The organism is Deinococcus frigens DSM 12807, from assembly GCF_000701425.1.
Classification (GTDB): Bacteria; Deinococcota; Deinococci; order Deinococcales; family Deinococcaceae; genus Deinococcus; species Deinococcus frigens.
The window spans coordinates 63,697-90,259 of sequence record NZ_JNIW01000008.1 but is presented as its reverse complement, the minus strand read 5'-3'; the positions used below and the strand labels follow the sequence as shown (position 1 = coordinate 90,259).

The 26,563-nt window shown below is 64.9% G+C and carries 36 protein-coding genes; 28 read left to right on the top strand and 8 right to left on the bottom strand.

Annotated elements, in window-relative coordinates:
- Nucleotides 1-122: 122 nt before the first annotated feature.
- The 11 genes from rpsH to Q322_RS24935 all read left to right on the top strand — a co-directional run bounded on the left by rpsH (nucleotide 123) and on the right by Q322_RS24935 (nucleotide 7,041).
- Entirely contained in the window at nucleotides 123-524 is a 402-nt protein-coding gene (rpsH, locus tag Q322_RS0104795; RefSeq protein ID WP_029476461.1) for a 30S ribosomal protein S8, read from the top strand.
- A 121-nt stretch (nucleotides 525-645) separates the two neighbouring features.
- Nucleotides 646-1,203 (top strand): 50S ribosomal protein L6, encoded by a 558-nt coding sequence (rplF, locus tag Q322_RS0104790; RefSeq protein WP_029476458.1) that lies wholly within the window; start codon nucleotides 646-648, stop codon nucleotides 1,201-1,203.
- The gene (gene rplR, locus Q322_RS0104785) at nucleotides 1,203-1,541 is read left to right on the top strand and encodes a 50S ribosomal protein L18 (protein WP_029476456.1); all 339 of its coding nucleotides are present in this window, start codon (nucleotides 1,203-1,205) and stop codon (nucleotides 1,539-1,541) included. Before rplF ends, rplR begins: the two co-directional genes overlap by 1 nt.
- A complete protein-coding gene (gene rpsE, locus Q322_RS0104780) occupies nucleotides 1,531-2,121 on the top strand; it encodes a 30S ribosomal protein S5 (RefSeq protein WP_034417624.1) in 591 nt (196 codons plus the stop codon). Before rplR ends, rpsE begins: the two co-directional genes overlap by 11 nt.
- A gap of 26 nt (nucleotides 2,122-2,147) precedes the next feature.
- Nucleotides 2,148-2,315, top strand: a complete 168-nt coding sequence (gene rpmD / locus Q322_RS0104775) for a 50S ribosomal protein L30 (RefSeq protein ID WP_029476453.1) — start codon at nucleotides 2,148-2,150, stop codon at nucleotides 2,313-2,315.
- Nucleotides 2,312-2,818: a 50S ribosomal protein L15 gene (rplO, locus tag Q322_RS0104770; protein WP_034417600.1), complete on the top strand. Its 507-nt coding sequence runs from the start codon at nucleotides 2,312-2,314 to the stop codon at nucleotides 2,816-2,818. The genes rpmD and rplO overlap by 4 nt, the downstream gene beginning before the upstream one ends.
- A 1-nt stretch (nucleotide 2,819) precedes the next feature.
- Nucleotides 2,820-4,166 (top strand): preprotein translocase subunit SecY, encoded by a 1,347-nt coding sequence (secY, locus tag Q322_RS0104765; RefSeq protein WP_029476450.1) that lies wholly within the window; start codon nucleotides 2,820-2,822, stop codon nucleotides 4,164-4,166.
- Between the two features lie 161 nt (nucleotides 4,167-4,327).
- Nucleotides 4,328-4,921 carry an adenylate kinase gene (locus tag Q322_RS0104760; protein ID WP_029476448.1) on the top strand — a complete coding sequence of 198 codons (594 nt, stop codon included), beginning with the start codon at nucleotides 4,328-4,330 and terminating at the stop codon, nucleotides 4,919-4,921.
- A gap of 163 nt (nucleotides 4,922-5,084) precedes the next feature.
- A complete protein-coding gene (locus Q322_RS0104755) occupies nucleotides 5,085-5,984 on the top strand; it encodes a hypothetical protein (protein ID WP_156952887.1) in 900 nt (299 codons plus the stop codon).
- Nucleotides 5,981-6,424: a hypothetical protein gene (locus Q322_RS0104750; protein WP_029476444.1), complete on the top strand. Its 444-nt coding sequence runs from the start codon at nucleotides 5,981-5,983 to the stop codon at nucleotides 6,422-6,424. Before Q322_RS0104755 ends, Q322_RS0104750 begins: the two co-directional genes overlap by 4 nt.
- Before the next feature lie 218 nt (nucleotides 6,425-6,642).
- On the top strand, nucleotides 6,643-7,041 hold the full coding sequence (locus Q322_RS24935; RefSeq protein WP_415831095.1) for a DUF5682 family protein: 399 nt from the start codon (nucleotides 6,643-6,645) through the stop codon (nucleotides 7,039-7,041).
- On the opposite strand, the gene Q322_RS0104745 is transcribed toward Q322_RS24935, so the two are convergent.
- From Q322_RS0104745 to Q322_RS0104735, 3 genes are all read right to left on the bottom strand, one after another.
- Nucleotides 6,960-7,964, bottom strand: coding sequence for a hypothetical protein (locus Q322_RS0104745; RefSeq protein ID WP_029476442.1), 1,005 nt, complete (start codon nucleotides 7,962-7,964; stop codon nucleotides 6,960-6,962). The two genes, Q322_RS24935 and Q322_RS0104745, sit on opposite strands and share 82 nt — an antisense overlap.
- A 21-nt stretch (nucleotides 7,965-7,985) precedes the next feature.
- The gene (locus Q322_RS23095; protein ID WP_029476441.1) at nucleotides 7,986-8,171 is read right to left on the bottom strand and encodes a hypothetical protein; all 186 of its coding nucleotides are present in this window, start codon (nucleotides 8,169-8,171) and stop codon (nucleotides 7,986-7,988) included.
- A gap of 69 nt (nucleotides 8,172-8,240) precedes the next feature.
- Nucleotides 8,241-8,702: a DUF4188 domain-containing protein gene (locus Q322_RS0104735; RefSeq protein WP_029476439.1), complete on the bottom strand. Its 462-nt coding sequence runs from the start codon at nucleotides 8,700-8,702 to the stop codon at nucleotides 8,241-8,243.
- 71 nt (nucleotides 8,703-8,773) lie between these two features.
- On the opposite strand from Q322_RS0104735, the gene Q322_RS0104730 reads away from it, so the two are divergent.
- The 9 genes from Q322_RS0104730 to Q322_RS0104690 all read left to right on the top strand — a co-directional run bounded on the left by Q322_RS0104730 (nucleotide 8,774) and on the right by Q322_RS0104690 (nucleotide 13,592).
- A complete protein-coding gene (locus Q322_RS0104730; protein ID WP_029476437.1) occupies nucleotides 8,774-9,292 on the top strand; it encodes a PadR family transcriptional regulator in 519 nt (172 codons plus the stop codon).
- A gap of 151 nt (nucleotides 9,293-9,443) precedes the next feature.
- The gene (infA, locus tag Q322_RS0104725) at nucleotides 9,444-9,686 is read left to right on the top strand and encodes a translation initiation factor IF-1 (RefSeq protein WP_029476435.1); all 243 of its coding nucleotides are present in this window, start codon (nucleotides 9,444-9,446) and stop codon (nucleotides 9,684-9,686) included.
- 93 nt (nucleotides 9,687-9,779) lie between these two features.
- Nucleotides 9,780-9,896, top strand: coding sequence for a 50S ribosomal protein L36 (gene rpmJ / locus Q322_RS0104720; RefSeq protein WP_029476433.1), 117 nt, complete (start codon nucleotides 9,780-9,782; stop codon nucleotides 9,894-9,896).
- Nucleotides 9,896-10,276 carry a 30S ribosomal protein S13 gene (rpsM, locus tag Q322_RS0104715; protein ID WP_029476432.1) on the top strand — a complete coding sequence of 127 codons (381 nt, stop codon included), beginning with the start codon at nucleotides 9,896-9,898 and terminating at the stop codon, nucleotides 10,274-10,276. Before rpmJ ends, rpsM begins: the two co-directional genes overlap by 1 nt.
- Nucleotides 10,277-10,279: 3 nt before the next feature.
- Entirely contained in the window at nucleotides 10,280-10,675 is a 396-nt protein-coding gene (gene rpsK / locus Q322_RS0104710; RefSeq protein ID WP_029476431.1) for a 30S ribosomal protein S11, read from the top strand.
- Nucleotides 10,676-10,838: 163 nt separating this feature from the next.
- Nucleotides 10,839-11,459: a 30S ribosomal protein S4 gene (gene rpsD, locus Q322_RS0104705; RefSeq protein WP_029476429.1), complete on the top strand. Its 621-nt coding sequence runs from the start codon at nucleotides 10,839-10,841 to the stop codon at nucleotides 11,457-11,459.
- Nucleotides 11,460-11,470: 11 nt separating this feature from the next.
- Complete coding sequence (locus Q322_RS0104700; RefSeq protein WP_029476427.1) at nucleotides 11,471-12,487, top strand: DNA-directed RNA polymerase subunit alpha; 1,017 nt, start codon at nucleotides 11,471-11,473, stop codon at nucleotides 12,485-12,487.
- Between the two features lie 52 nt (nucleotides 12,488-12,539).
- Nucleotides 12,540-12,890 carry a 50S ribosomal protein L17 gene (gene rplQ, locus Q322_RS0104695; RefSeq protein WP_029476425.1) on the top strand — a complete coding sequence of 117 codons (351 nt, stop codon included), beginning with the start codon at nucleotides 12,540-12,542 and terminating at the stop codon, nucleotides 12,888-12,890.
- A gap of 129 nt (nucleotides 12,891-13,019) precedes the next feature.
- Nucleotides 13,020-13,592: an RBBP9/YdeN family alpha/beta hydrolase gene (locus Q322_RS0104690; RefSeq protein WP_029476423.1), complete on the top strand. Its 573-nt coding sequence runs from the start codon at nucleotides 13,020-13,022 to the stop codon at nucleotides 13,590-13,592.
- A 66-nt stretch (nucleotides 13,593-13,658) separates the two neighbouring features.
- On the opposite strand, the gene trxA is transcribed toward Q322_RS0104690, so the two are convergent.
- Nucleotides 13,659-14,018 carry a thioredoxin gene (gene trxA / locus Q322_RS0104685; protein ID WP_029476421.1) on the bottom strand — a complete coding sequence of 120 codons (360 nt, stop codon included), beginning with the start codon at nucleotides 14,016-14,018 and terminating at the stop codon, nucleotides 13,659-13,661.
- A 117-nt stretch (nucleotides 14,019-14,135) separates the two neighbouring features.
- Here trxA and Q322_RS0104680 point away from each other — a divergent pair, with 117 nt between their 5' ends.
- The 6 genes from Q322_RS0104680 to Q322_RS0104655 all read left to right on the top strand — a co-directional run bounded on the left by Q322_RS0104680 (nucleotide 14,136) and on the right by Q322_RS0104655 (nucleotide 20,257).
- Nucleotides 14,136-14,471: a DUF309 domain-containing protein gene (locus Q322_RS0104680; protein ID WP_029476420.1), complete on the top strand. Its 336-nt coding sequence runs from the start codon at nucleotides 14,136-14,138 to the stop codon at nucleotides 14,469-14,471.
- 101 nt (nucleotides 14,472-14,572) lie between these two features.
- On the top strand, nucleotides 14,573-15,181 hold the full coding sequence (locus Q322_RS0104675; protein WP_029476418.1) for a LabA-like NYN domain-containing protein: 609 nt from the start codon (nucleotides 14,573-14,575) through the stop codon (nucleotides 15,179-15,181).
- Nucleotides 15,171-16,211, top strand: coding sequence for a phosphate acyltransferase PlsX (gene plsX, locus Q322_RS0104670; RefSeq protein WP_029476415.1), 1,041 nt, complete (start codon nucleotides 15,171-15,173; stop codon nucleotides 16,209-16,211). Before Q322_RS0104675 ends, plsX begins: the two co-directional genes overlap by 11 nt.
- A 196-nt stretch (nucleotides 16,212-16,407) precedes the next feature.
- The gene (locus Q322_RS0104665; protein ID WP_029476413.1) at nucleotides 16,408-18,378 is read left to right on the top strand and encodes a circularly permuted type 2 ATP-grasp protein; all 1,971 of its coding nucleotides are present in this window, start codon (nucleotides 16,408-16,410) and stop codon (nucleotides 18,376-18,378) included.
- On the top strand, nucleotides 18,378-19,334 hold the full coding sequence (locus Q322_RS0104660; protein ID WP_029476411.1) for an alpha-E domain-containing protein: 957 nt from the start codon (nucleotides 18,378-18,380) through the stop codon (nucleotides 19,332-19,334). Before Q322_RS0104665 ends, Q322_RS0104660 begins: the two co-directional genes overlap by 1 nt.
- 98 nt (nucleotides 19,335-19,432) lie before the next feature.
- Nucleotides 19,433-20,257, top strand: a complete 825-nt coding sequence (locus Q322_RS0104655; RefSeq protein WP_029476409.1) for a transglutaminase family protein — start codon at nucleotides 19,433-19,435, stop codon at nucleotides 20,255-20,257.
- Nucleotides 20,258-20,362: 105 nt separating this feature from the next.
- On the opposite strand, the gene Q322_RS0104650 is transcribed toward Q322_RS0104655, so the two are convergent.
- On the bottom strand, nucleotides 20,363-20,929 hold the full coding sequence (locus tag Q322_RS0104650) for a YIP1 family protein (RefSeq protein WP_029476408.1): 567 nt from the start codon (nucleotides 20,927-20,929) through the stop codon (nucleotides 20,363-20,365).
- Between the two features lie 135 nt (nucleotides 20,930-21,064).
- On the opposite strand from Q322_RS0104650, the gene Q322_RS0104645 reads away from it, so the two are divergent.
- The gene (locus Q322_RS0104645; RefSeq protein WP_034417595.1) at nucleotides 21,065-21,868 is read left to right on the top strand and encodes an SDR family NAD(P)-dependent oxidoreductase; all 804 of its coding nucleotides are present in this window, start codon (nucleotides 21,065-21,067) and stop codon (nucleotides 21,866-21,868) included.
- Nucleotides 21,869-22,128: 260 nt separating this feature from the next.
- Nucleotides 22,129-23,100 carry a GTPase Era gene (gene era / locus Q322_RS0104640; protein ID WP_029476404.1) on the top strand — a complete coding sequence of 324 codons (972 nt, stop codon included), beginning with the start codon at nucleotides 22,129-22,131 and terminating at the stop codon, nucleotides 23,098-23,100.
- Nucleotides 23,101-23,306: 206 nt separating this feature from the next.
- On the opposite strand, the gene recA is transcribed toward era, so the two are convergent.
- The 3 genes from recA to Q322_RS0104625 are packed head-to-tail and all read right to left on the bottom strand — an operon-like array spanning nucleotide 23,307 to nucleotide 26,508.
- Nucleotides 23,307-24,401: a recombinase RecA gene (recA, locus tag Q322_RS0104635; RefSeq protein ID WP_029476403.1), complete on the bottom strand. Its 1,095-nt coding sequence runs from the start codon at nucleotides 24,399-24,401 to the stop codon at nucleotides 23,307-23,309.
- A complete protein-coding gene (gene thpR, locus Q322_RS20615) occupies nucleotides 24,398-25,306 on the bottom strand; it encodes an RNA 2',3'-cyclic phosphodiesterase (RefSeq protein ID WP_084147793.1) in 909 nt (302 codons plus the stop codon). The genes recA and thpR overlap by 4 nt, the downstream gene beginning before the upstream one ends.
- Complete coding sequence (locus tag Q322_RS0104625) at nucleotides 25,303-26,508, bottom strand: CinA family nicotinamide mononucleotide deamidase-related protein (protein WP_029476400.1); 1,206 nt, start codon at nucleotides 26,506-26,508, stop codon at nucleotides 25,303-25,305. Before Q322_RS0104625 ends, thpR begins: the two co-directional genes overlap by 4 nt.
- Between the last annotated feature and the right edge of the window lie 55 nt (nucleotides 26,509-26,563).

Here is a 26,563-nt window from a genome sequence, read left to right as displayed (position 1 = left end):
CAGAAGGATCGGCGGCAATTTTTCCGCCAAGCGTTCCAACGGGGAGAACCGCAGTCCATGTCATCTGACGTGGGCCGCACCTGCCGGGGCAGTGGCCAGCGCCGCGCCTCTGGAGGAGACACATGCTGAGTGATCCTATCGCTGACATGCTCACGCGCGTTCGCAACGCGACGCGCACATTTAAGGAGACCGTGGATATCCCGGCCTCCAAATTCAAGGAAGAACTGGCCAAGCTGCTGGTCAAGGAAGGCTACGTGGCTTCCTACGAGCGCCTGGTCCCCGAGGGCCAGAAGTTCGACGTGCTGCGCGTGACCCTCAAGTACGGTCAGAAGCGCGAGCAGGTCATCAAGCACATCGAGCGCATCTCGCGTCCGGGCCGCCGCGCCTACGTGAGCGCCGACAACCTGCCCCGCATCCAGCGCGGCCTGGGTGTGGCCGTGGTGTCGACATCCCGTGGTCTGTTGCCGGACCGGGAAGCCCGCAAGCAGGGCGTGGGCGGCGAAGTCGTCTGCGTTCTCTGGTGATCTGAGCTTTTTTAGCCTGAGCTGCTCGAAAACTGGTCAGGGGCCGCCCCCAAACCACAAATACCTGACCTCAGACTGAGATGCACTGCGTCCAGCACTGACTTAAGGCAAGGAGGACTTCATGTCCCGAATTGGTAAAACACCCATCCCCATGCCCAGCGGCGTGACCTACAGCGTCGATGGCGGCGTGTTCAAGGTCAAGGGGCCAAAAGGCGAACTCAGCGTTCCCTACAACACCGAGCTGACCATCAAGCAGGACGGCGATCAGATTCTGGTCGAGCGTCCCAGCGACGCCCAGCGCCACCGTGCGCTGCACGGCCTGACCCGCAGCCTGGTCTTTAACGCCGTCAAGGGCGTCAGCGACGGCTTCGTCATTAACCTGGAACTGCGTGGCGTCGGTTACCGCGCCAAGCTGGCCGGGCGGGCGCTGGAGATGACCATCGGTTATAGCCACCCCGTGGTGATTCAGCCGCCGGAGGGCGTGAGCTTCACCGTGCCCGAACCCACCAAGATCGACGTGAGCGGCATCGACAAGCAGCTCGTCGGCCAGGTGGCCGCCAACGTCCGCAAGGTCCGCAAGCCCGATGCCTACCACGGCAAGGGTGTGCGTTTCCTTGGCGAGAAGATTGCCCTGAAGGCCGGTAAAGCCGGTGCGACGGGCGGGAAAGGGAAGAAATAATGGCCGCTCAGAATACTGTCCGCCGCAAGCTGCGCGCGCGCCGCAAGGTCCGCGTTGCCGCCGGGGTACGCCCCCGCCTGAGCGTGTTCCGCTCCAGCAAGCACATCTACGCCCAGATCATCGACGACGCCAGTGGCACCACGCTGGCCGCCGCCAGCAGCGCCAAGCTGATGGGCGGCACCAAGTCCGAGACCGCCGCTGCCGTGGGCAAGGCCCTGGCCGAAGCTGCGTCCGAAAAGGGCGTCAAGCAGGTGGTTTTTGACCGTGGGCAGTACCGTTTCCACGGACGCGTGAAGGCGCTCGCAGACGCGGCGCGGGAGGGTGGCCTTGACTTTTAATCGTAGAAATGACCGCAACGCGGACCGCGAAAGCAGCGAATTTGAAGAAAAGATGCTGTTCGTCAACCGCACCTCCAAGACCTATCAGGGCGGACGCCGTTTCCGTTTTGCCGCGCTGGTGATTCTGGGTGACCGCAATGGCCGCGTGGGCATGGGCATCGGTAAGGCCAAGGAAGTGCCTGTGGCCATCGAGAAGGCCAAGAGCATCGCCAAGAAGAACATGATCATGGTGCCGGTCGAGAACGGCACCATTCCGCACGACATCGTGGGCGTCAACAGCACGTCTCAGGTGCTGCTCAAGCCCGCAGGCCCCGGTACGGGCGTGATCGCTGGGACCGTGCCGCGCTCGATTGCCGAACTCGCGGGCATCACGAACCTGCTGTCCAAGGAAATCGGCAGCCGCAACAAGATCAACGTGGCCTACGCCGTGTTTGACGGTCTGCGCAATCTGCGGACGGCCAAGCAGGTGCGTGCATTGCGCGGCACCGATGTGACCCGCACGGCCCAGCCCGTTCAGACCCCTGCTGCCCAGTCGGCCACCACCCAGGCGGGCGCGGCTGAAGCCGGAGGAGCGCAATAATGACTGTACAGCCAGAAGGTAAGGCCATCAGAATCACCCTGAGGCGCAGCGTGATCGGGCGTCCCCAGAATCAGGTAGACACCGTTAAGGCGCTGGGCCTCAGGCGCATCGGCGACAGCCGTGAGGTCAGCGACACCCCCGCCCTGCGCGGCATGGTACGCACCGTTCAGCACCTGCTGGAGGTGGAAGCATGAAGCTCCACGATCTGAAGCCCGCCGAGGGCAGCCGCAAGCCTAGGAAGCGCGTGGGCCGTGGCCCCGGCGGCACCGACAAGACCGCCGGACGTGGTCACAAGGGCCAGAAGTCGCGCAGCGGCGCTGGTAAAGGTTCGTTTTTCGAGGGTGGCCGCAGCACGCTGATCAGCCGCCTGCCCAAGCGCGGCTTCAACAACGTCGGCACCACCTACGAGGTCGTAAAGCTCTCGCAGCTCAACGAGATCGAGGGAGCCGACACCTTTGACCGCACGGTGCTGGAACTGGTTGGTCTGGTGCGCCGCAAGAACCGTCCGGTCAAGCTGCTTGCCAGCGGTGAGCTGACCCGCGCGGTGACCGTACATGTGGACGCCGCCAGTCAGGCCGCCATCAAGGCCGTCGAGGCGTCGGGCGGCAGCGTCGTGTTGCCCACCCCCAAGCCTGCGGCCCCCAACAAGGAAGAACGCGCCGCCGCCCGCGCCGCCGCAGCCAGGCAGGCCAGCTAACATGCTGCGCGCCTTCCGCGACGCGTTCCGGATTCCGGATCTCCAGCGGAAGATTGTCTTTACCCTGCTGCTGCTGGCGGTGTACCGCCTGGGAAGCACCATTCCCACCCCAGGCGTCAACACTGCCGCGCTGAGCAACGCCACCTCCGGCGGCCTGTTCGGTTTGATCAGCATGATCTCTGGGGGCAATCTCTCGCAGTTCTCCATTTTTGCGCTGGGGGTGCTGCCGTACATCACGGCCAGCATCGTGATCCAGCTCATGACCACCACCATCCCCGCCCTGGAAAAGCTGTCCAAGGAGGGGGAGGAAGGCCGTAAGAAGATCAACCAGTTCACCCGCTACTCGGCGGTGGGCCTGGGCGCGGTGCAGGCGCTGTTCTTTTCGCTGTTCGTGACCAGTAACGCGGCGTATGTCGCGGTGGGCTGGACGCCGGGTCTGTTCACGGTGCTGGTCATGGTGCTGACCCAGGTGGCGGGCATCGCCTTCACCATGTGGATCGGCGAGCGCATCACCGAGGTCGGCGTGGGCAACGGCATTTCGCTGATCATCACGGTGGGCATTATCTCGGCCTACCCACGTGAAATCGCCAACACCGCACAACTGTTCCGCTCCGATCAGGTGCAACTGCTGTCCTTGCTGGCCTTTATCGCCATCATTCTGGTGACCATTGCGGGCATCGTGTACGTGTATCAGGGCGAGCGGCGGGTGCCGGTCACTTACGCGCGTGCGCGGGGCGGCGCACCCACGGCGGCTGCCGGTTCGGCTTCTGCGGCAAAACAGCAGGGTGCGGGGCAGGCCACCTGGCTGCCCATCAAGGTCAACCAGGCCGGCGTGATCCCGGTGATCTTCGCCAGCGCCATGCTGATCATTCCCAACCTGATCGCCAGCGCCACGGCCACCCGCGCGCCGGGGGTGAGCGCCTGGCTCAACTCCAATCTGGTGTTCGGGCAGCCGCTGTACATCCTGCTGGAGGCCACGCTGATCTTTGGGTTCACGTACCTGTACAACAGCGTGCAGTTTGACCCCAAGCGGATTGCCGAGCAGCTCCGCGAGGCCGGGGGTTTCATTCCCGGCGTGCGGCCCGGCACACCCACCACCGAGTACCTGGGCGGCATCAGCAGCCGCCTGAGCCTGTGGGGCGCGATCTTCCTGGTGGTGCTGACCGTCATTCCGCAGATCGTGCAGCGCATCACCGGCATCACCACCTTCCAGTTCTCCGGCACGGGCCTGCTGATCATCGTGGGTGTGGCGCTGGAAACCCTCAAACAGTTGGAGGCCCAACTGACCGTGCGCCGCTATGACGGCTTCATCAGCAAGGGCCGGATTCGCGGACGTCTGAACAATTGAGCCGATAAGCGAGAAATGAGCCGCCTGCCTGTTCGGGGGCGGTTCTTCGTTTCACCCTGACCCCTTCCGTTACCCACGCGGGAACGCGGGTGGGCTGGGCAGGCGAGGGGCACAGGCGGGAAGCAGCCGCTAAACTGACCATTAACTTATGGAGGAACGCAGTGACTCAACCGAAAAACAAAGTTGTTATTTTTCTGGGGCCACCCGGTGCTGGAAAGGGCACGCAGGCCGAGCGGCTGGCCGCCGAGCAGCATCTGGTCAAGATCAGCACCGGTGATATTCTGCGCGATCATCAAGACCGCGGTACCGAGCTGGGCCAGCGGATCAAGCCCATCATGGACGCGGGCCAACTGGTCCCCGACGACATCCTGATTGCGCTGATCCGAGACCGCCTGGCCGATATGGAAGGCGTGCGCGTCATTTTCGACGGTTTTCCGCGCACCAGCGCGCAGGCCGAGGAACTGGATGTGCTGCTCGAAGAACTGGGCGCGCCTGTAAACCACGTTCCGCTGCTCGAAGTCCCCGACGAACTGCTGATCGAGCGTATCGTGGCGCGCGGGAAAAAGGCCGCCGAAGACGGTGGAACAGGCCGCAGCGACGACACCGAGGAAGTGGCCCGCAAACGCCAGGAGGTCTACCGCAAGCAGACCCAGCCGTTGATCGACTATTACGGCGCACGCGGTCAGTTAAAGCATATTGACGGGGTGGGCAGCATGGATGAGGTCTATGGGCGCATTCAGGACGGGATGAAATAAAAATCCACAGGTAAGGAGGAGGCCGGGGCGCGTGCGTTTACGGCCTTTTTTCTTGCACTGCTTTTCATGCACTGCTTTTCTTGCACTGCGCTAGGCTTGCCTCAGCAACGTGAAGCTGTTGCTCCTACCACATACGTCAAAAGCAGGATAAGGAGCGTAGGATTTGTCTCAGGCATCAGCATTCCAGACCGTCCTCGCCTTGGCTCCCGGTGCGGCCAGTACTCGCAAACTGGCCAACCCCGGCCAGTGGCCAACGCTGAATATCGTGAACGGGATGTGGTGGGGCGAATGTCAGGGCGGCGGCAAGACCCCTGACCTGACGGCGGTGGATTTAAGTGGTCCGGTGGCCCAATGCCCGTGCCTCAGCCGCAAGTTTCCCTGCAAGCACGGGCTGGAGCTATTGCTGCTCCGCGCCTTGCACGCCTCCAATTTTGGTCCCGAGGTGCCGTCCGGGAGCATTCAGACCTGGCTGGCCGGACACCAGAGCCGGGCCGAGAATGCCGAGGAAGTTGAGCAAGCCACTGAAATAGTTGCCAAACAGGAGGCCGATCCGGGGGCGCAGGCCAAGCGCCGCGCTGCCCTTGAGAGGAAGGTCACGGCAGGGCAGGTGGGTTTGCACCTACTCCTCAGGGAGCTGGTGCGGGACAGTCTGGCCACGGCGTTTTCGTGGCCCTCCGGCAACTGGCAGGCAGCGCGGGTGCTGGACGCACAGGCGGCGGGCGCGGCGCGGCGGGTGGCGCGCTTTCCCGAATTGCTGGGCAATCCCGCCGCGTTGCTGGTGCCTCTGGGAGAGCGGGCGCTGCTGGCCGAGTCCTGGGCCAACAGCGAGGGCCTGAGTCAGGCCGCGTCTCAGTACGCCACCCACAGCAAGAACTGGGACTGGAGCTACGTGCGCATCAATGTGCTGGAGCTGGCCTGGACCCGCGCCGCCCCGGATGCCCCGCGCCCCGCGCCGCTGCCCACCGACGCCCGCGATCACGCCCGGCAGACCCTCGCCAGCTTGGGGGCCAGGCTGCACCTGCGGGTACAGATTGGGTGCGACGTTCAGCAGGCCACACCATGAGCATTCGGCAGACTGTGGACTGGGCCTCGCCTGACGGCCAACTGCTGGCCGCCAGCGTGTACCGCCAGATGCAGCGCCGACTCTTGCGCGCCCCGCTGATTGCCCTGGTCCTGCTGACCGTGATCGGCATCCTGTGGGTGGTGTACTACCGTAGCGTTTTCTTTCTGCTGGCGGCAGCGCTGCTGGGACTGCTGGTGTGGTGGAACGCCCGCCGCAGCCTGACCCAGGTCCTGACTACGGCCCGCAACAACGGCGTGACCGAATTCCAGTTGGATCAGGAGACCGGCACGCTGCACATTGCCAACGCGCAGGGCAGCTCCCGCCTGCCGCTGACCAGGATGGGCCACGTGACCCGCTATCAGGGGGGGCTGAGCGTGCGCTATGGCGACGCCACCTTGATGATTCCCGACGGCCCGGTTCGCACGGCGCTGGAACGCTGATTTTTTTCTCACCCTCAAAGCGAAGGTACGACGGCCACCCCTGAAGTCCCGCGCCAGTATGCCGGCCAAGCCTATGGCCATGAACTGGCCGCTCCGGCTCAGAAGGATGCCTCGACCCGCACCACCCTGTTCCACCGCCTGCACCGGCTGGGCGTTCCCTGGGCGCAGCAGCGGTACATCAGCACCGCAGAGGACGCGGCACCTTCAAGCCAGCCTGGGTGCTGGCGTGGCAACCCAAATGCAGCGATCGTCTGGTGCAGGCGATGGGAGTCGCGCGGACTGGAACTTCACGATCTGAATTGATAACGCTGGAGGCTGTGCGCTACGCCGATCTGCCGGATGCTGTGCCCGTTGCGCTGGAGGCGCTGGACGCCCGCGCGGCGAGGGGGGTGGAGGTCGCGGACCTGGTCTCAGCCCTGGCTCCACTCGTCCGTCTGTCCCGCTGCGGCGATGTGCGCGGAACAGACGACGTGGCCGCCTGGGCGGGAACGCAGAGCATGGTGACTAGAGGTGGCGCGGCGGGGGAGGGGAGAGATCAGTCCAGAGAGGCTGACCAGCCGTCTGGTGTCACTTCGACTCTGGAGGCAGGGAGGCGGAGGCTGACGGTCTCCCTCTGAATGACCCAGCGCCCGTCCGCCAGCGTCGGCTCGGGCAGCGCGGCCAGCGTGATCCGGTTGGGCCTCAGCAGGTTCGGGCCGTGGGCCAGTGCCGGAGCGCCCAACAATTGGATCTCCGCCCCGTCTGTTCTCGCATTCAGGTAGCGCGTATGCAGGATGCGTCCGCCGCTCAATACATGCAGATTGACGGGATCGAAGCCGATGACCTGAAGGCGCTGACTGTGAATGACCAGCCGTTTGCCGGGCAGGGCGTCAAACCCCCGCGCAAGCTGCTCCAGTTGCTCCCGGTGGATCTGCGCCGCGATTTCTGCCGCTTCGAGCAGTGCGGGTAAGCCCGGGGGAGACCCGCCAGGCAAATCGGTGCTGTTGGGCAGCAACGCTGCGAGGGGAACGCCGCGCATCACCTCGTCCTGCCAGCCGGCCTCGCCGCGCGACAGGAGAAAGGCGTAGGACGCGCCGCTCAGGTACGCCCACTGGCGGCCACTCAGGCGGGCGGCTTCCTGCGGGTCAAGCGGGGGCAGCTCACCCAGAAAGCGCGATTCGACGTACTGTGCCAGTCCCTCCAGGGTTTCGGCGCGCTCCTCGTACTGCTGATGCGCGGCAGACAGCAGCGCATGCCTTGCCCCCCGCCAGGCCAGCGCACGGCGGGTGTGGACCGCGCAGTCCTGACTGCCCAGGGCGGCGGCCAGAGCCGCAGTTTCCTCCAGCCGGGCGTGCAGCACGTCGGCCCGGCCCGCCGGGTAGTTCAGGGCTGCCAATTCGTCGGCCTCCCAGGCCGCAGAGGGATGGCCCGCCTGCCAGACATGAAACGCCTCGTGGACCAGGATGGCGGCCAGCCGCTCAGGTAAAACCGAGTCCAGGCTGGGCAGCAGGACGCCCGCCGCCATGATCCCGCCCGGCAGGCTGACTGCCGTATTCGCCACCAGCGCCGGATGTCGCCCCGGCTAGGTCCAAACATGCGGCGCGGCTTGCCAGCCTGCTCCTTCAGGCGTCGCCCCGCTCAGCGAGGTGCGTTCCCCATCGAAAACCAGGGTTGGAATCGTCGCGGGCGCAAACCCCGGCCACAGGTCAGCGGGCGCTTTGCGCAGCAGTTCAAGGGCGTCGTGCAAGGGGTGCGCCGCTTCGTCCATAAACTATTATGGGTTCAAGGGCCGTCCCCCGCGTGATGCCGTCCCCCGCGTGATGGACTCAATCGAGGTTCAGCGGCCCATCCGCCCCGCCGCGCTCTCCCGCCTTCCGCTGGCCGGGACCAGTGTTCCAGCGCGCCCCAGCCCGAATTTCGGCATGTTCACGTACACCGTCTCGTACTGGCCGGGTTGAACGCGGTAAGTCTCGTGCCAGATGCCCACTGCGCCGTCCGAACTGCGGGCCTTCTGGTTAAATGCTCGCCAGGCGGGCAGGTGGACATTCTCCCTGGCCCTGGCGTAGGCGTTCAGATCTTCGGCGCTGCGCCAGAACTGGATCAGGCTGGGGCCGTGGAACTGACCGCCCAGCAATCCCAGATCGGGCCGCGCCTGTAATTCACGCAGCATCCGGGGCATGGCCAGAAAGACCGGCAGCCACGCGTCGATGCGCCACGGCTTGTTGACCCGCATCCCGATCATAAACACGACGAATTCTCCGTCCAGTTGGGCGGTCAGGCGGGTGGGTCCTCCGGTCATCTCGTGCCTCCAAAACCGTCTAACATACATGGTCTAATCTGGACGGTCTAGCGTGACTGTACACTGTAACCATGTCCGATGCAAGCCTTGGCCCCTCGTCCTACATCGTGCTGGGACTGATCGCGCAGTGTGGCGCGGCCACGTCCTATGACCTCAAGCGTCAAGCCGACGAATCGGTGGGCTACTTCTGGAATTTTCCGCGCTCTCAGCTCTATGCCGAACCGCAGCGCCTGGTGGGACTGGGCCTTTTGAGCGAGCAGCAGGAGGACGGCGGGCGACGCAGACGCACGTACGCCATGACCCCGGAAGGCCGTGCAGCTCTGCAACACTGGCTGGCCGCGCCTGCTGGAATGCCAGAGCTGCGTGATCCGGGGCTGCTCAAGTTGTTCTTCATCGATCAGGCCGGGAATGGAGCGCTGGAGGCGCTGGCCGCCGAGCAGCTCGCCCTGCACCGCGCCCGACTGTCCGAGTATCGGGAGCTGGAACAACAGCATGGTCCAGGGGGCATAGGGGCAACGCTGAAAATGGGGCATCTCTACGAGCGGGCCAGCATCGCTTTCTGGCTAGAGTTGTCAGAACCTGCCACTTGAAAACCAGACGTCCTGAATAGCCGAACGTTCGGAGATGCTGGCAGTTCAACCGTGAGCCACATCCACTTCCCAGCTTGTCCAGCCGCCCGCGCGCGTGATACCTTTACGTTTGGCTTGCATTGGGCCTGGAGGTTGCGTGGCGAGACGAAGAATGCCGGAACAGCGGGAAAAGAAGAAGAAGGAAGAGTCCGATACCGTGCGCGCCGAGGGCGTGGTGGAAGAGGCATTGCCCAATACCACTTTTCGCGTGAAGCTGGATACGGGACACGACATTCTGGCTTACATCAGCGGCAAGATGCGCATTCATTACATTCGTATCCTGCCCGGTGACCGCGTGGTTCTGGAAATCAGCCCGTATGACACGTCACGTGGGCGCATCGTCTATCGCCGCTAAAAGGGCCAGAGCATTACCACAGATCTAGTCCACGGGAGCGTGGGCCGGGGTCGAGCGCTGCTGATGCAACAGCAGGCGGCGCGAGGAGGAAGCATGAAAGTTCGCAGCAGTGTCAAGAAAATGTGCGACGGTTGCAAGGTGATTCGCCGTCACGGACGGGTGCTGATCATTTGCAGCAAGGAAGTCAAGCACAAGCAGAGGCAGGGCTAATGGCCCGCGTTGCAGGCGTCGACCTGCCCCGCGAAAAGCGCATCGAGATCGCGCTGACCTACATCTACGGCATCGGCCTGACCCGTAGCAAGGAAGTGCTGGCGCGTACCGGGATCAGCCCCGATATCCGCGTCAAGAACCTCAGTGAAGCGGACCAGTCCACCCTGCGTGAAGCGGTCGAGAAGACCTACAAGGTGGAAGGCGATCTGCGTTCCGAGGTCGGTCAGAACATCAAGCGTCTGATGGACATCGGCGCGTACCGTGGCCTGCGTCACCGCCGTGGTCTGCCCGTGCGTGGTCAGCGCACCAAGACTAACGCCCGCACCCGCAAGGGACCGCGCAAGACTGTGGCTGGTAAGAAAAAGGCCGCGAGGAAGTAAGCCATGGCGAAATCTACCAAGGGCAAGACCCCGCGCCGCGCCCGGCGCAACATCAGCGCTGGCCGCGCCTACGTGCATGCCAGCTACAACAACACGATTGTCACCATCACTGACCTGGACGGCAACTCTGTCGCCTGGAGCAGTGGCGGGACGATTGGCTACAAGGGCAGCAAGAAGGGTACGCCCTACGCTGCACAGCTTGCCGCCGCCGACGCCGTAAAAAAGGCCCAGCAGACCTTTGGCATGAATATCGTCGACGTGGTGGTGCGGGGCAGTGGCTCGGGCCGTGAACAGGCCATCCGCGCCATTCAGGCCAGCGGCATCGAAGTGAAGTCCATCATGGACGACACCCCCGTGCCGCACAACGGCTGCCGCCCCAAGAAAAAGTTCCGCGCCTAAGTGCGGGGCTAGCGCCATCGCGCGCGCCCACCTGTCCCGCCGCCGCCGCTTCTTTGCATTTTTGTTAAGGAGCTGAAGCTGCAACCACCAGCAAGGGCGGCGGGCACCAGAGGGCCGCAGACCTGGTTAACAATAACGTTGGCCGCACCAAGGAGATCAATAAATGGGTCGTTACCGTGGATCGATTACTAAATTAAGTCGCCGTGAGGGCATTAATCTCGCGGAAACAGAGAAAGTCCAGAAATATCTGGATAAGCGCCCCTACCCGCCGGGTCAGCACGGCCAGCGCCGTGGTCGCGGACGTCCCAGCGACTACAGCGTGCGCCTGCGTGAAAAGCAGAAGCTCTCCCGCCTGTACGGCATGGGCGAAAAGCAGTTCCGCAACCTGTTTACCGAAGCCGCCAGCGTTCCCGGCGTAACCGGCACCGTGTTCTTGCAACTGCTGGAGCGCCGCCTGGACAACGTCGTGTTCCGCATGGGCTTTGCCAGCACCCGCCGTCAGGCCCGGCAGTTCGTGGGCCACGGTCATATTTTCGTGAACGGCCAGAAGGTCGACGTCCCGAGCTACCGGGTCAAGGTCGGCGACGAAGTCGTCGTGGCCGAGGGCAGCCGCTCGATGGGCTTTATCCAGGAAAACATGGAAGCGCAGAAGCGCCGCCGTGTGGCTCCCTGGGTCGAACTGAACCCCGAAACCTTCACCGGCACCTTCGCCCGCCTCCCGGCGCGTGAAGACCTGGCGCTGCCGATCAACGAAAACTTCATCATCGAGTACTACTCGCGTTAACGGAGGCCCCAGTGGATCAAAAGCGCCCTCAACTTAAAGCCCGCGTGGACGGCGATTATGGCGAATTCGTCCTGGAACCGCTCACGCGCGGTTACGGCGTCACCATCGGGAACCCCATCCGGCGCATCCTGATGTCCTCAATCCCCGGCACGGCTGTGACCAGCGTGTACGTCGAGGACGTGTTGCACGAATTTTCCACCATTCCCGGAGTCAAAGAGGACGTCATTCAGATGATCCTCAATCTCAAGGAACTGGTTGTGAAGTTCCATGCCCCTGGTCCCAAGACCCTGACCCTGCGCGCGCAGGGCGAGGGCGTGGTCAAGGCCAGCGCCTTCGAGGTTCCCAGCGACGCCGAGATCGTCAACCCCGATCTGGTGATCGCCACCCTGGCCGAGGATGGCAAGCTGGTCATGGAAGTGCGCGTGGAAGAAGGCGAGGGCTACGTTCCCGCTGACAAGCACGCCACCAAGGACCGCATCAACTCCATTCCGGTGGACGCGGTGTTTTCCCCGGTGCGCCGTGTGGCCTATCACGTCGAGAACACCCGCGTGGGTCAGCAGACCGATCTGGACCGCTTGATTTTGCGCGTCTGGACCGATGGCAGCACTGGCCCGCAGGACACCCTGGACAAGGCGGTGGAGATTCTGCGTGAGGAGCTGAACGTGTTCGGCAACGTGGAAAACCTGCCCGCCCTGACCCCGGAGTTCACGCAGCAGCCGGTGTACACCCCCAGTGCTCCCGTCATGCCGCAGACCGGCGTGTATGACCTGCCCCCCACCGCTCCCGCCACGTTAAATCTGAACCCTGGCGATTACCCCGCCGAGATGGATTCGCCGCGCGTGACGCTCGAAGGGCTGGGTCTGACCACCCGCGTGCTGCATTCCCTTAAGGAAGAGGGTATCGACAGCGTGGACGCGTTGTGTGCACTGAGTGACCGTGACCTGAAAAAGGTTCCCGGCATCGGCGAGCGCAGCTTGGACGAGATCAAGCAGCAGTTGGCCCAGTTTGGGCTTGCTCTGCGCGACTAAACCATTTTCCGGCCCCTGCATTCTGGGGGCCGCGTTTTGAAGGAGAACACCCATGCGCCACGGTAAAGCCGGACGCAAGCTCAACCGCAACAGCAGCGCCCGTACCGCTCTGGCCCGCGCCCAGGCGACGGCGCTGCTGCGCGAGGGCCGCATCCAGACGACCCTCACGAAGGCCAAAGAGCTGCGCCCCTATGTCGAAAAACTGATCACCACCGCCAAGGGCGGCGACCTGCACGCCCGCCGTCTGGTGGCCCGCGACATCCACGACAACGACGTTGTCCGCAAGATGATGGATGAGGTGGCCCCCAAGTACGCCGAGCGTCCCGGCGGCTACACCCGCATCCTGCGCATCGGCACCCGCCGGGGCGACGGCGTGACGATGGCTCTCATTGAACTGGTCTGAGTTCAGACTGGTTTTGAAGGCCCCCTGCCTTGTGCGGGGGGTTTTTGTTTTGGGTAGCGTTGGTGGAGGTCGAAAGGCCAGGGGATGTTCAATCTCACGGTCACCTTTTTCCTTGCTACCTTTTGCCCTATGACCCCTACTCTGATCATCGTGCCCGGCCTAGGCGGCGGCACCGAGCAGCACTGGTACAGTCTCTGGGAACGCAAATTTGGTGGCGTGCGTGCCGTGCAGGACGACTGGCACACGCCCACGCCGCAGAGCTGGTCTGACCGACTCCAGGAAACCATTGAGGCCACGCCCGGCGACGTGGTGCTGGTGGGCCATAGCTCCGGCGTGCTGACCATCGTGCATTGGGCGGCGCGAACGGGCGGGCACGCCAGGGTGCGGGGCGCATTGCTGGTCGGCCCCTCGGACGCGGAGGACGCCAGCGTTCAGGCGGAGTATCCGGCCATCGCGGCGCTGGCCCCGATCCTGCTGACTCCACTGCCGCTTCCTGCCCTGGTAATCGCCAGCGAGAATGACCCTTTCGTGACTTTTGCGCGCGCCGAGGCTTTTGCGGACGCATGGGACGCTGCATTGGTGTCGGCGGGAATGGTGGGCCACATCAACCCGGACAGCGGCCACGGCGACTGGCCGGACGGCGAGGTTTTGCTCTCCGAAGTTCTGCACGCCTGGACACCGCCGGATGTGGTGCGGTTCTAAAACCTGAAAAAGCCACCCGCAATCTGGGGTGGCTCTTGCTTGACTATGGATGTTTAACTATGGGTTTCAGTTGGCGCTGACGGTGTTGCTGTCGCTGCTGGCGGCTGCCGTGCCGATGTGCTTGTCCAGCAGGGTTTCAAAGGCCCGCTTGGGCTGCGCGCCCACCACGCCCTCCACCGGCTGGCCATCCTTGAACAGGATCAGGGTGGGAATGCTCATCACGCGGTACTGGCCTTGGGTCACGGGGTTCTCGTCCACGTTGACCTTGCCGATCTTGACGCGGCCCTCGTACTGTCCGGCCAGTTCCTCGATCACCGGGGCGATGATACGGCAGGGGCCACACCACGGTGCCCAGAAGTCCACCAGGGTCAATCCGCTGGCGGTCTCGTCGTTAAAATTGCTATCGGTCAGTTCCAGAGGCTTCATACGGGCAACTATACGCCGCACGGCTTACGCGTGGATTTGGCGGGCATGGGCAGGCGCTTAGGCGTCATTCATACGCAACGGTGGGGGATTTCCACGCGGGCGGGGTAGGCTGGGGGCATGCTCAGGGCCGCCCATCAGCAGGCGTTCGATGAAGGCGCTGGCCTGTTCAACCGGGGCCAGTGGTGGGAGGCCCATGAAGCCTGGGAGGGACCGTGGCTGGAGGCCGAGGGTCAGGACCGGGCCTTTTTGCAGTGCCTGATCCTGCTGGCAGCGGCCCTGCACAAGCGCTGGCATCACGGCAGCCTGACGCACCGCAACTTCGACAAGGCGCTCAAATATCTGGACGGTCTCCCAGAGGTGTACGGCGGCGTGAATCTGACCCGGCTGCGCTCAGAGGTCTGGGACGCCCTCCACACGCCGGACACCATTCCTCAGCTCCCGCGCGAGCGCTGAAAGCCGGTCATTGAGCCGCCCGCTGCCCGTCCGCTATCCTTTGGTGACGCTCCAGCACGCAGGCGGGAGCGGAGCACTCACGGGAATCGGGAGATGGATTGATGGAAGGACATACACCACGAATTGCACTTTTTATTGACGGGGCCAACGTTTATTCAGCGGCCAAGCGGCTGGGATGGAATTTCGATCACCGCAAGATTCTGGACCATTTCGCTGCGCAGGGCACGCTCTACAACGCCTTTTATTACACCGCCGTCCCCATGCCCATCGACGACAAGCAGCGCCGCTTCACCGACGCCCTGAGCTACATGGGCTATACCGTCCGCACCCGTCCGCTGCGCGAGAGCACCGACGAGAACGGAGATACCTTTCGCCGCGCCAGCCTGGACATCGAGATCGTGACCGATCTGCTGACCACCACGGCCCTGTACGACACCGCCGTGCTGCTGACCGGCGACGGCGATTTCGAGCGCCCGGTGGAAGTGCTGCGGGCGCGCGGCAAGCGGGTGGTCGTCGCCAGCATTCCCGAGATGACCAGCTACGAGCTGCGCAACGCCGCTGACCTGTACGTGGACCTGGGGGACCTGCGGGGGCAGATCGAGCGCCCCGGCTACCGCCTGCCCAGCGAGCAGCGCGGAGCGGAAACCAGGGCGGCGGAGACGCGTCCCTTTTACCTGACCGCCGCCCTGGCCGAGAATGATGAGCGCTGAGGCCGACTCCGCTCCTTTGCCCATCGCGCTGGACGCGGCGGGCGGGGACCACGGCGCAGCGCCCAATGTGGACGGCGCGGTCCAGGCGGCGCGGGCCGGGGTCCGGGTGCTGCTGGTGGGCGAACGGGTGGCCCTGCACGCCGAGCTGGGCAAGTTTCCGGGCAGCGCGGCCCTGCCGTTAGAGATCGTGGACGCCAATGACGTGATCGGCATGGACGAACACGCCGCTGGCGTTCGGGGCCGCACCGGGGCCAGCATCAACGTCTGCACCCGGCTGGTCAAGGAGGGACGGGCCGCCGCCGCCGTCAGCATGGGCCACAGCGGCGCGACGATGGCCTCGGCGCTGCTGACCTTCGGGCGCATCGGGGGCGTGGAGCGCCCGGCCATCCTGACCCACCTGCCTGCGCGCGGCGGCATGACCACGCTGCTGGACGCCGGTGCCAACGCCGACGTGAAGGCCAGTTATGTGGCGCAGTGGGCCAGGCTGGCCACCGTCTACCTGAAGGTGCTGGAGGACCAGGAAAACCCCACGGTGGGGCTGCTGTCCATCGGCGAGGAAGACCACAAGGGCAGCGCCCTGGTCATCGAGGCCCACGCCCTGCTGCGCGGACTGCACGGCCACGGCATCAACTTCCACGGCAACGTGGAGGGCCGCGACATCTTTCTGGGGACCACCGATATCGTCGTTACCGACGGCTTTACCGGCAACGTGGTCCTCAAGCTGGCCGAGGGCGAGGCCAGGGTCATGTTCGGCTGGATCAGGGAGGCCCTGAGCAGCGGCCTGAAAAGCAGGCTGGGCGGCCTGCTGGTGCGCGGCCCGCTGCGTGGCCTGGCCGAGCGGATGGACCCCAGCACCTACGGGGCCAGCATTCTCATCGGGGTCAGGGGACTGGCCTTTATCGGGCATGGCAGCGCCAACGCCACCGCCGTCAAGAACGCTCTGCTGCGCGCGGCCCGCGCCCACGAGGGCAAACTGCTGCCGCGTCTGGAAGCGGCCTTCGGGGCGCAGGCGGGGAAGATTCCGCAGTAGAGCCAGGCTGCGGACAGCACGAGATGGTGTCCGCCTCCAGAACCACCTTGCCCTGCCGCCGTCGCGGTTTGTGGTCTGTCTGTGCTGGCGCTTTGTCTGCGCCGTTCCTACCGCGTTCTAGCCACAGGTGGCCCGCAGGCCACTCCACCCCTTATCCTGCGGGGATCAAGCACGGTACATAAGGGGGACAGGGCGCATGAAATATGAGCCAGGCAACAGCTTTTTCGATGAGATGTACGCGGCGGACGGGCGGGTGCGTCCGCACTATCAGGGCCTCCAGGAATACATCGACCGGCTGGGCGTAAGCGAATTCCAGCGGCGGCACGGCATGCTGGACCTGGCCTTTCGCAACCAGGGCATCACCTTCACCGTCTACGGCGATTCCAAGGGCACTGAGCGGACCTTTCCCTTCGATCCGGTGCCGCGCGTGATTCCGGCCTCCGAGTGGGCGCACGTTGAGGCGGGGCTGACCCAACGCGTGGGGGCGCTGAATTTCTTTCTGAACGACATCTACGGCGACGCGCAGATTCTGAATGACGACGTGATCCCCAGCGAGCTGGTGTATACCTCCACCCACTTCCGGCGCGAGGTCCACGGCGTCACGCCCCCCGGCAAGCTGTACACCCACATCGTCGGCACGGACCTGATCCGCGATGAGAAGGGCGAGTATCTGGTGCTGGAGGACAACCTGCGCTCGCCCAGCGGCGTGTCGTACCTGCTGTCCAACCGCGACGCCATGCGCCGCATTTACCCCAAGATGTTCGAGGGCCAGGGCGTGCGCTCGGTGCAGCATTACGCCACCTCGCTGCTCTCGCTGTTGCAGTCGGTCAGCCCGCGCGACAACGGCACGGTGGTGGTCCTGACGCCCGGCATGTACAACAGCGCGTACTTTGAGCACGCCTACCTGGCGCAGCAGATGGGCGTGGAACTCGTCGAGGGCCGCGACCTGTTCGTGGACGCAGGCCGGGTCTGGATGCGGACCACCGGGGGCCGTCAGCAGGTGGACGTGATCTACCGCCGCATCGACGACGATTTCATCGATCCGCTGACCTTTCGCCGTGACAGCGCGCTGGGCGTCTCGGGGCTGATTGAGGTCTACCGCCAGGGCCGGGTCGCCATCGCCAACGCGGTGGGCACCGGGGTGGCCGACGACAAGGCCGTCTATGCCTACGTGCCTGACATGATCAAGTACTACCTGAACGAAGAGCCGATCCTGAACAACGTCCCCACCTTTCTGGGCAGTGACTCGGACCATCTGGAACACATCGTGGGCAACGCCGCCAACATGGTCATCAAGGCGGTGGGCGAGGCGGGCGGCTACGGCATGTTGATCGGCCCCTCGGCCACCGAGGAGGAGGTGGCCGAGTTTCTGGTCAAGGTCAGGGCCAATCCGCGCGACTTTATCGGCCAGCCGGTGGTGGGGTTGTCGCGCCACCCCACCTTCTACGAGGACAGCAGCGCCTTCGAGGGCGCGCATATCGACCTGCGCCCCTACATCCTGTGCGGCAAGGACGAGGTCACCATCGTGCCCGGCGGCCTGACCCGCGTGGCACTGCGGCGTGGCAGCCTGGTGGTCAATTCCTCGCAGGGCGGCGGCAGCAAGGACACCTGGGTACTGGACCACGACGGCCCGGTGACCCCGCAGGGCCAGAGCCAGTTTATGCACGGCCACGTGGGCGGCGGGCTGTCCCAGGGCCAGACCCAGTTCCAGGGCGGCTTCGGCGCGGTTCCCATCGACACGCCTGCCGGGGAGGGGGGCGCGGAAGAGGTTATGCCAGGCGTCGATCCCGCGCTGGCCGGCATCCGCGAACAGGTGGCCGAGGAGGCGCAGATCGGCGCGTATGTCCAGAGTCAGGAGCAGGAACCGGTTGACCCCGGTGACACCCATTCCGTCCCGACTGCGGGTGAGGAGTCTCAGGCGGCAGAAACGGGAGACCTGGACCCGGCGCTGGGGGCCGTCGGCGAACAGGTGGCCCAGGACGTTGACTCTCAGATCGGCGTGTATGTGGAAGACCCAGGCAGCGGCGAGCAGGTTCCGCAGCAACGCCAGTCGCAGGAACAATCCGGCAGCGGCTCACCGACGCAGCGGCAGTCTCAATCGCAGTCGCAATCCCAGAAGTCGTACCAGCAGGAACTGGAAAAAAATGAGCTGGGGGGAGACAAATAATGCTGCTCCTCTCCCGCCTGGCCGAGAGTCTGTTCTGGATCGGGCGTTACATGGAGCGCGCCGAGAACACCGCCCGGTTGCTGAACGTCAACTATTACGCGGGCCTGGAAGTCTCGGGCCGCGCACGCGAGTACTGGACGCCGCTGCTGGAACTGACTGGCGGCGAGGCGCAATTGCGCGCCAAGTATGGCCGCCTGGACGCCCGCAGCGTCAGCTCCTGGATGGCCTTTGACCGTGACAACCCGTCCAGCATCGCCAGCAGCCTGGCCCGCGCCCGCGAGAACGCCCGTGGCCTGCGCGACCGCCTGCCCAGCGAGATGTGGGAGACGCTCAACCGCTCGTACCTGACACTGTGTTTCGAGAACGGCGACGTGCTGGACCGCGACGGGCTGTTCGAGTACTGCGCCGCCGCGCGGGACGCCTCCCAGTTCTTTTTCGGCATTGCCTTCGCCACCCTGCCACGCGACGAGGGCTGGTCTTTTATGCGCGCCGGGCAGACCCTGGAACGCGGCGACAACACCCTGCGCGTGCTGCAAAGCCGCTTCAAGGACGCCGACGCCCTGGCCGCGCGCGGCGATCCGGCAGGCCGCGCCCTGCAAGACCAGCGTTGGGTCAGTACCCTCAAGGGGGCCAGCGCCAACGAGGCGTACCGCAAGCGCGTCCACACCGGCATCACCCCGATGCGCGTCACCGAATTTCTGCTGCTGGACGAGTATTTCCCGCGCAGCGTGCGGCACAGCGCCATGAACCTCAGCGAGGCGCTGGAGCAGATTGGCCGCTTCCATCCCGGCGCGCACCCGGAGATCCTGCGCCTGTCGCGCTGGCTGGTGGCGCGGCTGCAATACGCCCGGGTGGCCGACATCATCGATGGGGAGGACCCCGGCATCGAAACGCTGCTGGAGGACTTTAACCGGGTGGGCGCGGCGATCACCGCCGCCTACTTCGAGGAGGAATGAGGCAGCTCCCGGTTCCAGATTCGTCTGCCCCGCGCCGCTTTACCTCTGCCCAGACATGTCAGACTGCCCGGCAGAACCGCTAGAGGGTTCCCCCATTTATGCGCTGCGAAATCCGGCATACCACCGAGTACCACTACCCCAGGCCCGCCTGGGATTCCTTTAACCAGGTCCGCCTGCATCCTTCCAACGAGACGCGCCAGAGCGTGCGGCTGTTTCACCTGAACGTGACCCCCGACGCCGAGGTCACCTCGCACAAGGACTACTTCGGGGCCATCGTCCACCACGTCCATGTCCATGAACACCACCGCCACCTGCTGATCGAGGCGCAGGCCATCGTGGACACGCACGCCGTCACGCTGCCCATCCACACCCCATTTTCCGAACTGCGGCCCGAGCGTGGGCGCAACTCCGAGTTCCTGGTGCCCAGCCCGCGCGTCCCCAGCGGCAAATGGCCGGAGTTGTTCGGCGTGGCGCGCCCTGGTCCCAGTGATGATCTGCCTGCCTTTCTGGTGGACCTGACGGGGCACCTGCGCCGCCGCTTCACCTACGATCCGGCGGCCACCGACGTTCGCACCCCGCTGGCCGAGTTCGCGCAGACCGGGCACGGCGTGTGCCAGGACTTCACGCACGCCATGCTGGGCATCACCCGGCAACTGGGCATTCCAGCCCGCTACGTCAGCGGCTACCTGTACAGCGGCGGCGAGATGCGCGGCGCAGAGGCCACCCACGCCTGGGTGGAATGCCTGATTCCCGGTTACGGCTGGCTGGGCTACGATCCCACCAACGACTGCCTGGCGCTGGAAAAACACATCAAGATCGGCCACGGGCGCGAGTACAGCGATGTGTCCCCGGTGCGGGGCACGTATTTTGGCGGCGGCCAGGGCAAATTAGAGGTGGCGGTGCATGTGTACGCAGATCAGTAACGATTCGGCAAGAAAGAGGGGCGAAGTCGTTGTGACCCCGCCCCTTTTACCGCGTTAACGTTGGGTTGGCTGTTGAAATTGAGGGGACGGTTAAAACAGCCCAGCCTAAAACAGCCCAGCCAAGACACTGCCCACGGCCAGATAGGCAATACCAGACAGGACCAGCGTGGCGATAGCCGGGATCTGTTCGCGTAGATTCATGCTGGACTGCACGGCCAGATAGCCGAAATACACCAGGACAATGCTGATCAGCACGGACACCAGCCATCCCAGAATAGGAATGATGCCGAGGAAGGTCCCGATGATGCTCAGCGGTACGAAGAACAGCGCAAAGGTGTAAGCCACCTCCGGATAGGTGCCAGTGCCTTTGAAGAGGCTGCCGCCGATCAGATAAACGGCCCCGGTAAAGATTAGGAACTGGATGGGGATGGTAATCAGGCGCGAGAAAAGTTGCCCAAAGAAAGTCACGTCCGAATGGAAGAACGAGAACAGAGCGGCGATCAACGCCGAGACAACGGCGGCCACCATGACATAAATCAGGGCGCTCTGAAGACCGCCGCGCTTCTCGTAACGCTCGAAGGTGGCCACGCTGGGCTGGGTGATCACGGCAGTACTCTGCGCGAACATGTCCTGAAGACTCACTTCAGGGCCGGAAGTAACGGGGCCTCTCATGCCTTACAGTACGCGGCGGACGTCATGGCCGTTGCTTTGATTAAATCTTAATCCTGTGAATGTGCGGTTGATTGAACCATCCAGTGGCTGTCTGTGGGCGCGGCTCCTCACGCCAGAGGGCTTTATCCTGAAGAGATGATCCACCCGACATCCACCGCCCTGATCACTGGGGCCAGCAGCGGCATCGGCGAGGCCATGGCCCGGCGACTGGCCGCCCACGGCGCGAATCTGATTCTGGTGGCCCGCAGCGAGGGTAGACTGCGGGCGCTGGCCGAAGAACTCTCGCGCCAGCATGGGGTTCAGGCGACAGTGATCGCCGCCGATCTGTCTCGACCCCATGCGGGTAAACTGCTTCAGGATGAGGTTGAGGTGCGTGGCCTGGCTGTGGACCTGCTGATCAACAACGCCGGCTTCGGCGGCTTCAGCGAATTTGCCCGCCAGGATCAGACGGAAATTGGCGAGATGATCGCGGTGAATGTCACGGCCCTGACCGATCTGACGCGGCGCTTCCTGCCCGCCATGCTGGAGCGCGGGCGGGGCAGGGTGCTGAATGTTGCCAGCACCGCAGCCTTCATCCCCGGTCCCCTGATGGCCGTGTACTACGCCACCAAAGCCTACGTGCTCTCCTTCAGCGAGGCCGTCAATGAGGAACTGCGCGGCAGCGGCCTGAGCGTCACGGCGCTGTGCCCAGGCCCAGTTGATACTGGCTTTCAGGACGCGGCCACTCTGAAAGAGAGCCGATTGATGTCCGGCGTCACCCGCCTGGCGCTGCTGGACGTGGACACGGTGGCCCGCATCGGGGTGGACGCCATGCTGCGCGGGCAGGCGGTGGCGGTGGCAGGAGCCGCCAACAAGGTGCAGGTCTCGGCGTTCCGGCTGCTGCCCCGTGGCGTTGCCGCCCGGATGATCGCGGGCGTGCAGGCGCGGCGGGAGGAATAGCTTCGGCTTCCGCAACGCTCCTGGCTCAGCTTCGGAATCCAGGCGTGGCCCGTCCAGCTCGGCCCCTCTGGCCCTTTGGGCGTGGCTTCCCTCATTAGGGAGGCAAAGGACGCTGGAGTGCCCGTGCAATCACGCTTCTCGGCTCCCCCTGAGGATGCTGGCCGCGCAGCCGACCGAGGGGGTTGCGGTCCAGCGCCGTATACGCTTGGCCCCCCGCACCTTCCTTTTGCCCCCGGCGGGGCGTGAGACAATGCTGGGAGATGACCGATTCCTTTTTCCCACCCGATCCAGTCGAGGACTCGCCCTCGCACGATGCCACCTCCACCGACACCCAGGCCCAGGACACCCGCTCCGGGTTCGTGGCGATTGTCGGCAAGCCCAACGTGGGCAAGAGCACGCTGCTCAACTCGTTCCTGAACACCAAAGTCGCGCCGACCAGCCCGCGCCCGCAGACCACCCGGCGCGGCGTGCGCGGCATCCACACCACCGACACCCACCAGATCGTCTTCGTGGACACCCCTGGTCTGCACAGGGCCAAGGACGCCCTGGGCAAGTACATGAACCACGAGGTCCACAGCGCCCTGAGCGACGTGGACGCGATCCTGTGGGTGGTGGACCTGCGCCATCCGCCCGGCGACGAGGATCAGCTCGTGGCCCGCCAGATCCGCGACCTGCCCAAGCCGCTGTTCCTGGTGGGCAACAAGCTCGACGTCTCCAAATACCCAGAAGAGGCCATGAAGCTGTACCGCGCGCTGCTGGAAGGCCGCACCGCCCAGACGGGCGAGATCATGCTCAGCGCACAGAACCAGCCCGAGGCCGTTTCTACCCTGCGCGAGCAGATTCTGGACGTGCTGCCCGAGAACCCCTTCTTCTACCCGCGCGGCGCGGCCAGTGACCAGACCCGTGAGATGTGGGCCGCCGAGATCATCCGTGAGGAGGCCATGAAAAAGCTGCGCGACGAGCTGCCCTACGCCGTCGCCACCCGCGTCAACCGCTGGACCGAGCGCGAGGACGGCCTGCAACGCATTGAGGGCGAGATCGTCGTGGAAAAGAACGCCCACAAGGGCATGGTCATCGGCGCGGGCGGCAAGCAACTGCGCGAAATTGGCCAGGCGGCCCGCAAGCAACTGGAAGTCTTCCTGAACCGCAAGGTCTTTCTGGGCCTGGAAGTGATCGTGATCAACGGCTGGCGCGAGGACCCCGAGGCGCTGCGGGAACTGGGGTACGAGTAACCGCCGACCTGACTCGATTGAACTCCATCGAATCAGAGTGCCTGACCGGCCCCCTCCTCCTTTGCGGGAGAGGAACGTTGCGGCACAAGGGGGTCAGGGGCCACCGCGCAGGGCAGAAATTCGGCCAGTTGCAATCGCCTCCATCCGACCCAGACAACAAAAACGCCCCAGCCGCAATCCAGCCGGGGCGTTTCTTCGTCTCGCGCTTATTCTGCCATCGCCGTAATCGTCTCCTGCACGGGCGGCTCGGCGGCTTTCTCGGACGCGCCGCCGCTGCGGATGGCGTTGGTCACGCGGACGCGGATTTCCTCTGCCAGTTCGGGGCGCTCGGCGAGGTAGGCAATCGCCTTTTCCTTGCCCTGGCCGATGCGCTCGTCGCCGTAGCTGTAAAAGCTCCCGGCCTTCTTGACAATGTCCATATCGGCAGCCAGTCCCACCAGGTCCGCCATCTGGTCAAAGCCCTTGCCGAAGACCAGCGCCAGCTCCACTTCCTTGAAGGGCGCGGCGACCTTGTTCTTGACCGTTTTGATCTTGACCGTGTTCGCCACTGCGTCGTTGCCCACCTTGATGGGCTGGCCGATCTTGCGGACATCCAGACGTACGGTGGAATAGAACTTCAGTGCGCGGCCCCCGGTGGTGGTCTCGGGGTTGCCGTACATCACGCCAATCTTCTCGCGCACCTGATTGATGAAAATGGCGGCGGTGCCGGTCTTGGACAGCACGCCGGTCAGCTTGCGCAGCGCCTGGCTCATCAGGCGGGCCTGCAAACCGGGCAGGCTGTCGCCCATCTCGCCCTCGATTTCCGCGCGCGGGGTCAGGGCGGCCACGCTGTCCACCACCACCACGTCGATTGCGCCGCTACGCACCAGCAGTTCCATGATCTCCAGCGCCTGCTCGCCGTTGTCGGGCTGAGACACCAGCAGTTCGTCGGTGTTGCAGCCCAGCGCACGGGCATACACCGGGTCCAGCGCGTGTTCGGCGTCAATAAAGGCGCACGTTCCCCCGGCCTTCTGCGCCTGCGCCACGATGCTCAGGGCCAGCGTAGTCTTGCCCCCGGCTTCGGGGCCGTAGATCTCGGTCACGCGCCCGCGCGGAATGCCACCCACGCCCAGCGCGAGGTCCAGCGACAGGCTGCCAGTGGAGATCACCTGAATGTCCAGCTTGCTCTCCGCGCCCAGCTTCATGATGCTGCCCTTGCCAAACGCCTTTTCGATCTGGCTCATGGCCGTCTCAATGGCCTTCTGGCGCTCCTTGCTGTCGCTGGGGGCGGCACTGATTTCTTTCGGGTTCTCTTTGCTCATGATGGCTCCTGTGCTTGTGCCTGCTGTGTGGGAGAGGGCGGATTGTCGGTGTGAGGTTGAGGTGAGGCTGTTTCGCTTGGCGGCGCTGTGGGCTGCCCCCCGGCCTGAAAACGGAAGGTGCTGACCTGCTCGTAGACCGGCCCCGTTTTCTGAAGGTGAGAGCGCTGCAACGTCGCCCCGCCCGCCGTCCAGCCCAGCTCGAAATTCATGGGCGGCACGCGCGGCGCGGGGCCTTTCCGGCGCGCCAGGGTGATGTGCGCCTTGAAGCCCTGCTCCTCGGTGTCGATGCCCAGCGCCTGTACCCCGTCGCGCAGGGCGGCGGCCAGGTTGTCGAGTCCCTCGGCCTCCACCTTGACGAACCACACGCGCGGGCTGCCCTCGTTGGGAAAGTAGCCGGTGCCGCGCAGGCGTACGTCCATCGGTCCCAGGTCTTGCGTCAGGCGGGTGCCCAGCGCCTTCAGTTCGGCTACGCGGGCGAGCGGCACGGACGGCAGATAACACAGCGTGACGTGCATCTGCTCCCGCGTGGTGGTGCGCCAGTTGCCCTTCAGTTTGCGCTGCGCCTCGGACAGTGGTCCGGTGACGCTGGCCGGGACCTTCAGGGCATAGAAGAAGCGGCCAGTGGTGGGCGTGTGCTGCTCGGGGGCGGGTCTGCCCCGGCTGCCCTTCGGGGGCCGATCTTCCTGGCGCGCCCTGAAGTCCGCCGAGGCTTTCTGTTCCTGAGCCTTGCGGGGTGCAGGCTTCGCTGTCTCCTCCCGCCGCTCCTGGGTTGCGGGCACTGCCTTTGAAGTCCGCGTTACAACGGGGGGCAGCTCGGCCTCTGCCGTTATTTTCAAGGCGGCGGCCAGATCGGACCCACGCAGCTTCTCCACTTTTTGCTTGGTCTGTGATTTTCTGATCTTCATGCCAACTCCCCGCCCGCCCGGAGTGCGCGGTAGGCCAGCGCCAATGCGGTCACGGCGGCGCGTTCCCGGATCTGCGCGGCGTCGCCGGGCCAGTTCACGCCCGCAGCCTTGTGGCCCTTCTCGCCATGAATGGCAGCGTAGACCTGCCCGGCGTTCTCACCCTCCACGCTGACCACCACAGCCAGCCCCACATCGGCTCCCAGATGTTCGCGCGCTCCGGCGGCCAGCTCCAGCGCGGCCTCCTCGCTGACCAGCCCGGCGTCGCGCAGGGTCACGGGGGTCAGGCCCAGCGTGATCAGCCGGGCGTGGTCCTGGGTCACGGCGGCGTCCAGAAAACCCGCCGCGTCGGCCAGCAGCGTGGACAGACCGCCCGCGCTGCCCGCCTCGATCACGCCCAGGCTGCGGCCCGAGAGTGCGGCGTCCAGCGCCCCGGCCAGCGTCTGAGAATCCTCGCCCCAGGTCCAGCGCGACAGGTGGGCGCGCACGGTGTCCAGCAGCGGAGCCAGCAGCTCGCGCGCCCCCGCCTCGGTCGCGGCGCTGGCGGCCACGCGCACATCCACGCCGGTCTTGCGGGCGTAGGTGGCGACGCTGGGATTGGCGTTCTGGGTCAGTCCGGTCAGCAGCTCGGCCACATTGCTCTCGCCGATGCCCTGGGTGTGAATGGTGGTGGAAACCAGCGCGTGATCCGGCAGCGGGAGGCGGGGCAAGACCTGCTCACGCCACATCCGCTGCATCTCGCGTGGCGGGCCAGGCAGGGCCACCACAAATTTTCCTCCGGTCCGCACAAACCACCCCGGCGCGGTTCCCACGGGGTTGGGCAAGGCCTCGGCGCTGGGAATCAGCCACGTTTGCTTGCGGTTCACCCCCGGCATCGCGCGCCCACGCGCGGCGTACAAGCCCTCCAGCCACGCCAGCAGTTCCGGGTCCTCGGCGGGCGTTTCTCCCAGCGCGTCGGCAATGGATTCACGGGTCAGGTCGTCGTCCGTCGGCCCCAGCCCGCCGCCCAGGATCACCAGATCGGCGCGCGACAGGGCCAGCTCAATCGCCTCGCTGACGCGCCCCAGGTTGTCGCCCAGCACCGTTTTGCGGTGCAGGATGACGCCCCGCGCGCCCAGCTCGCGTGCCAGGAACGCAGCGTTGCTGTCCACAATCTCGCCGAACAGCAGTTCCGTCCCCACGCTGATGATTTCTGCTAGCAACATAACAACACCGCCGGAGTATAGGCGAAAGCGAAACTGGCGTCCAGTCCTGAAGGGC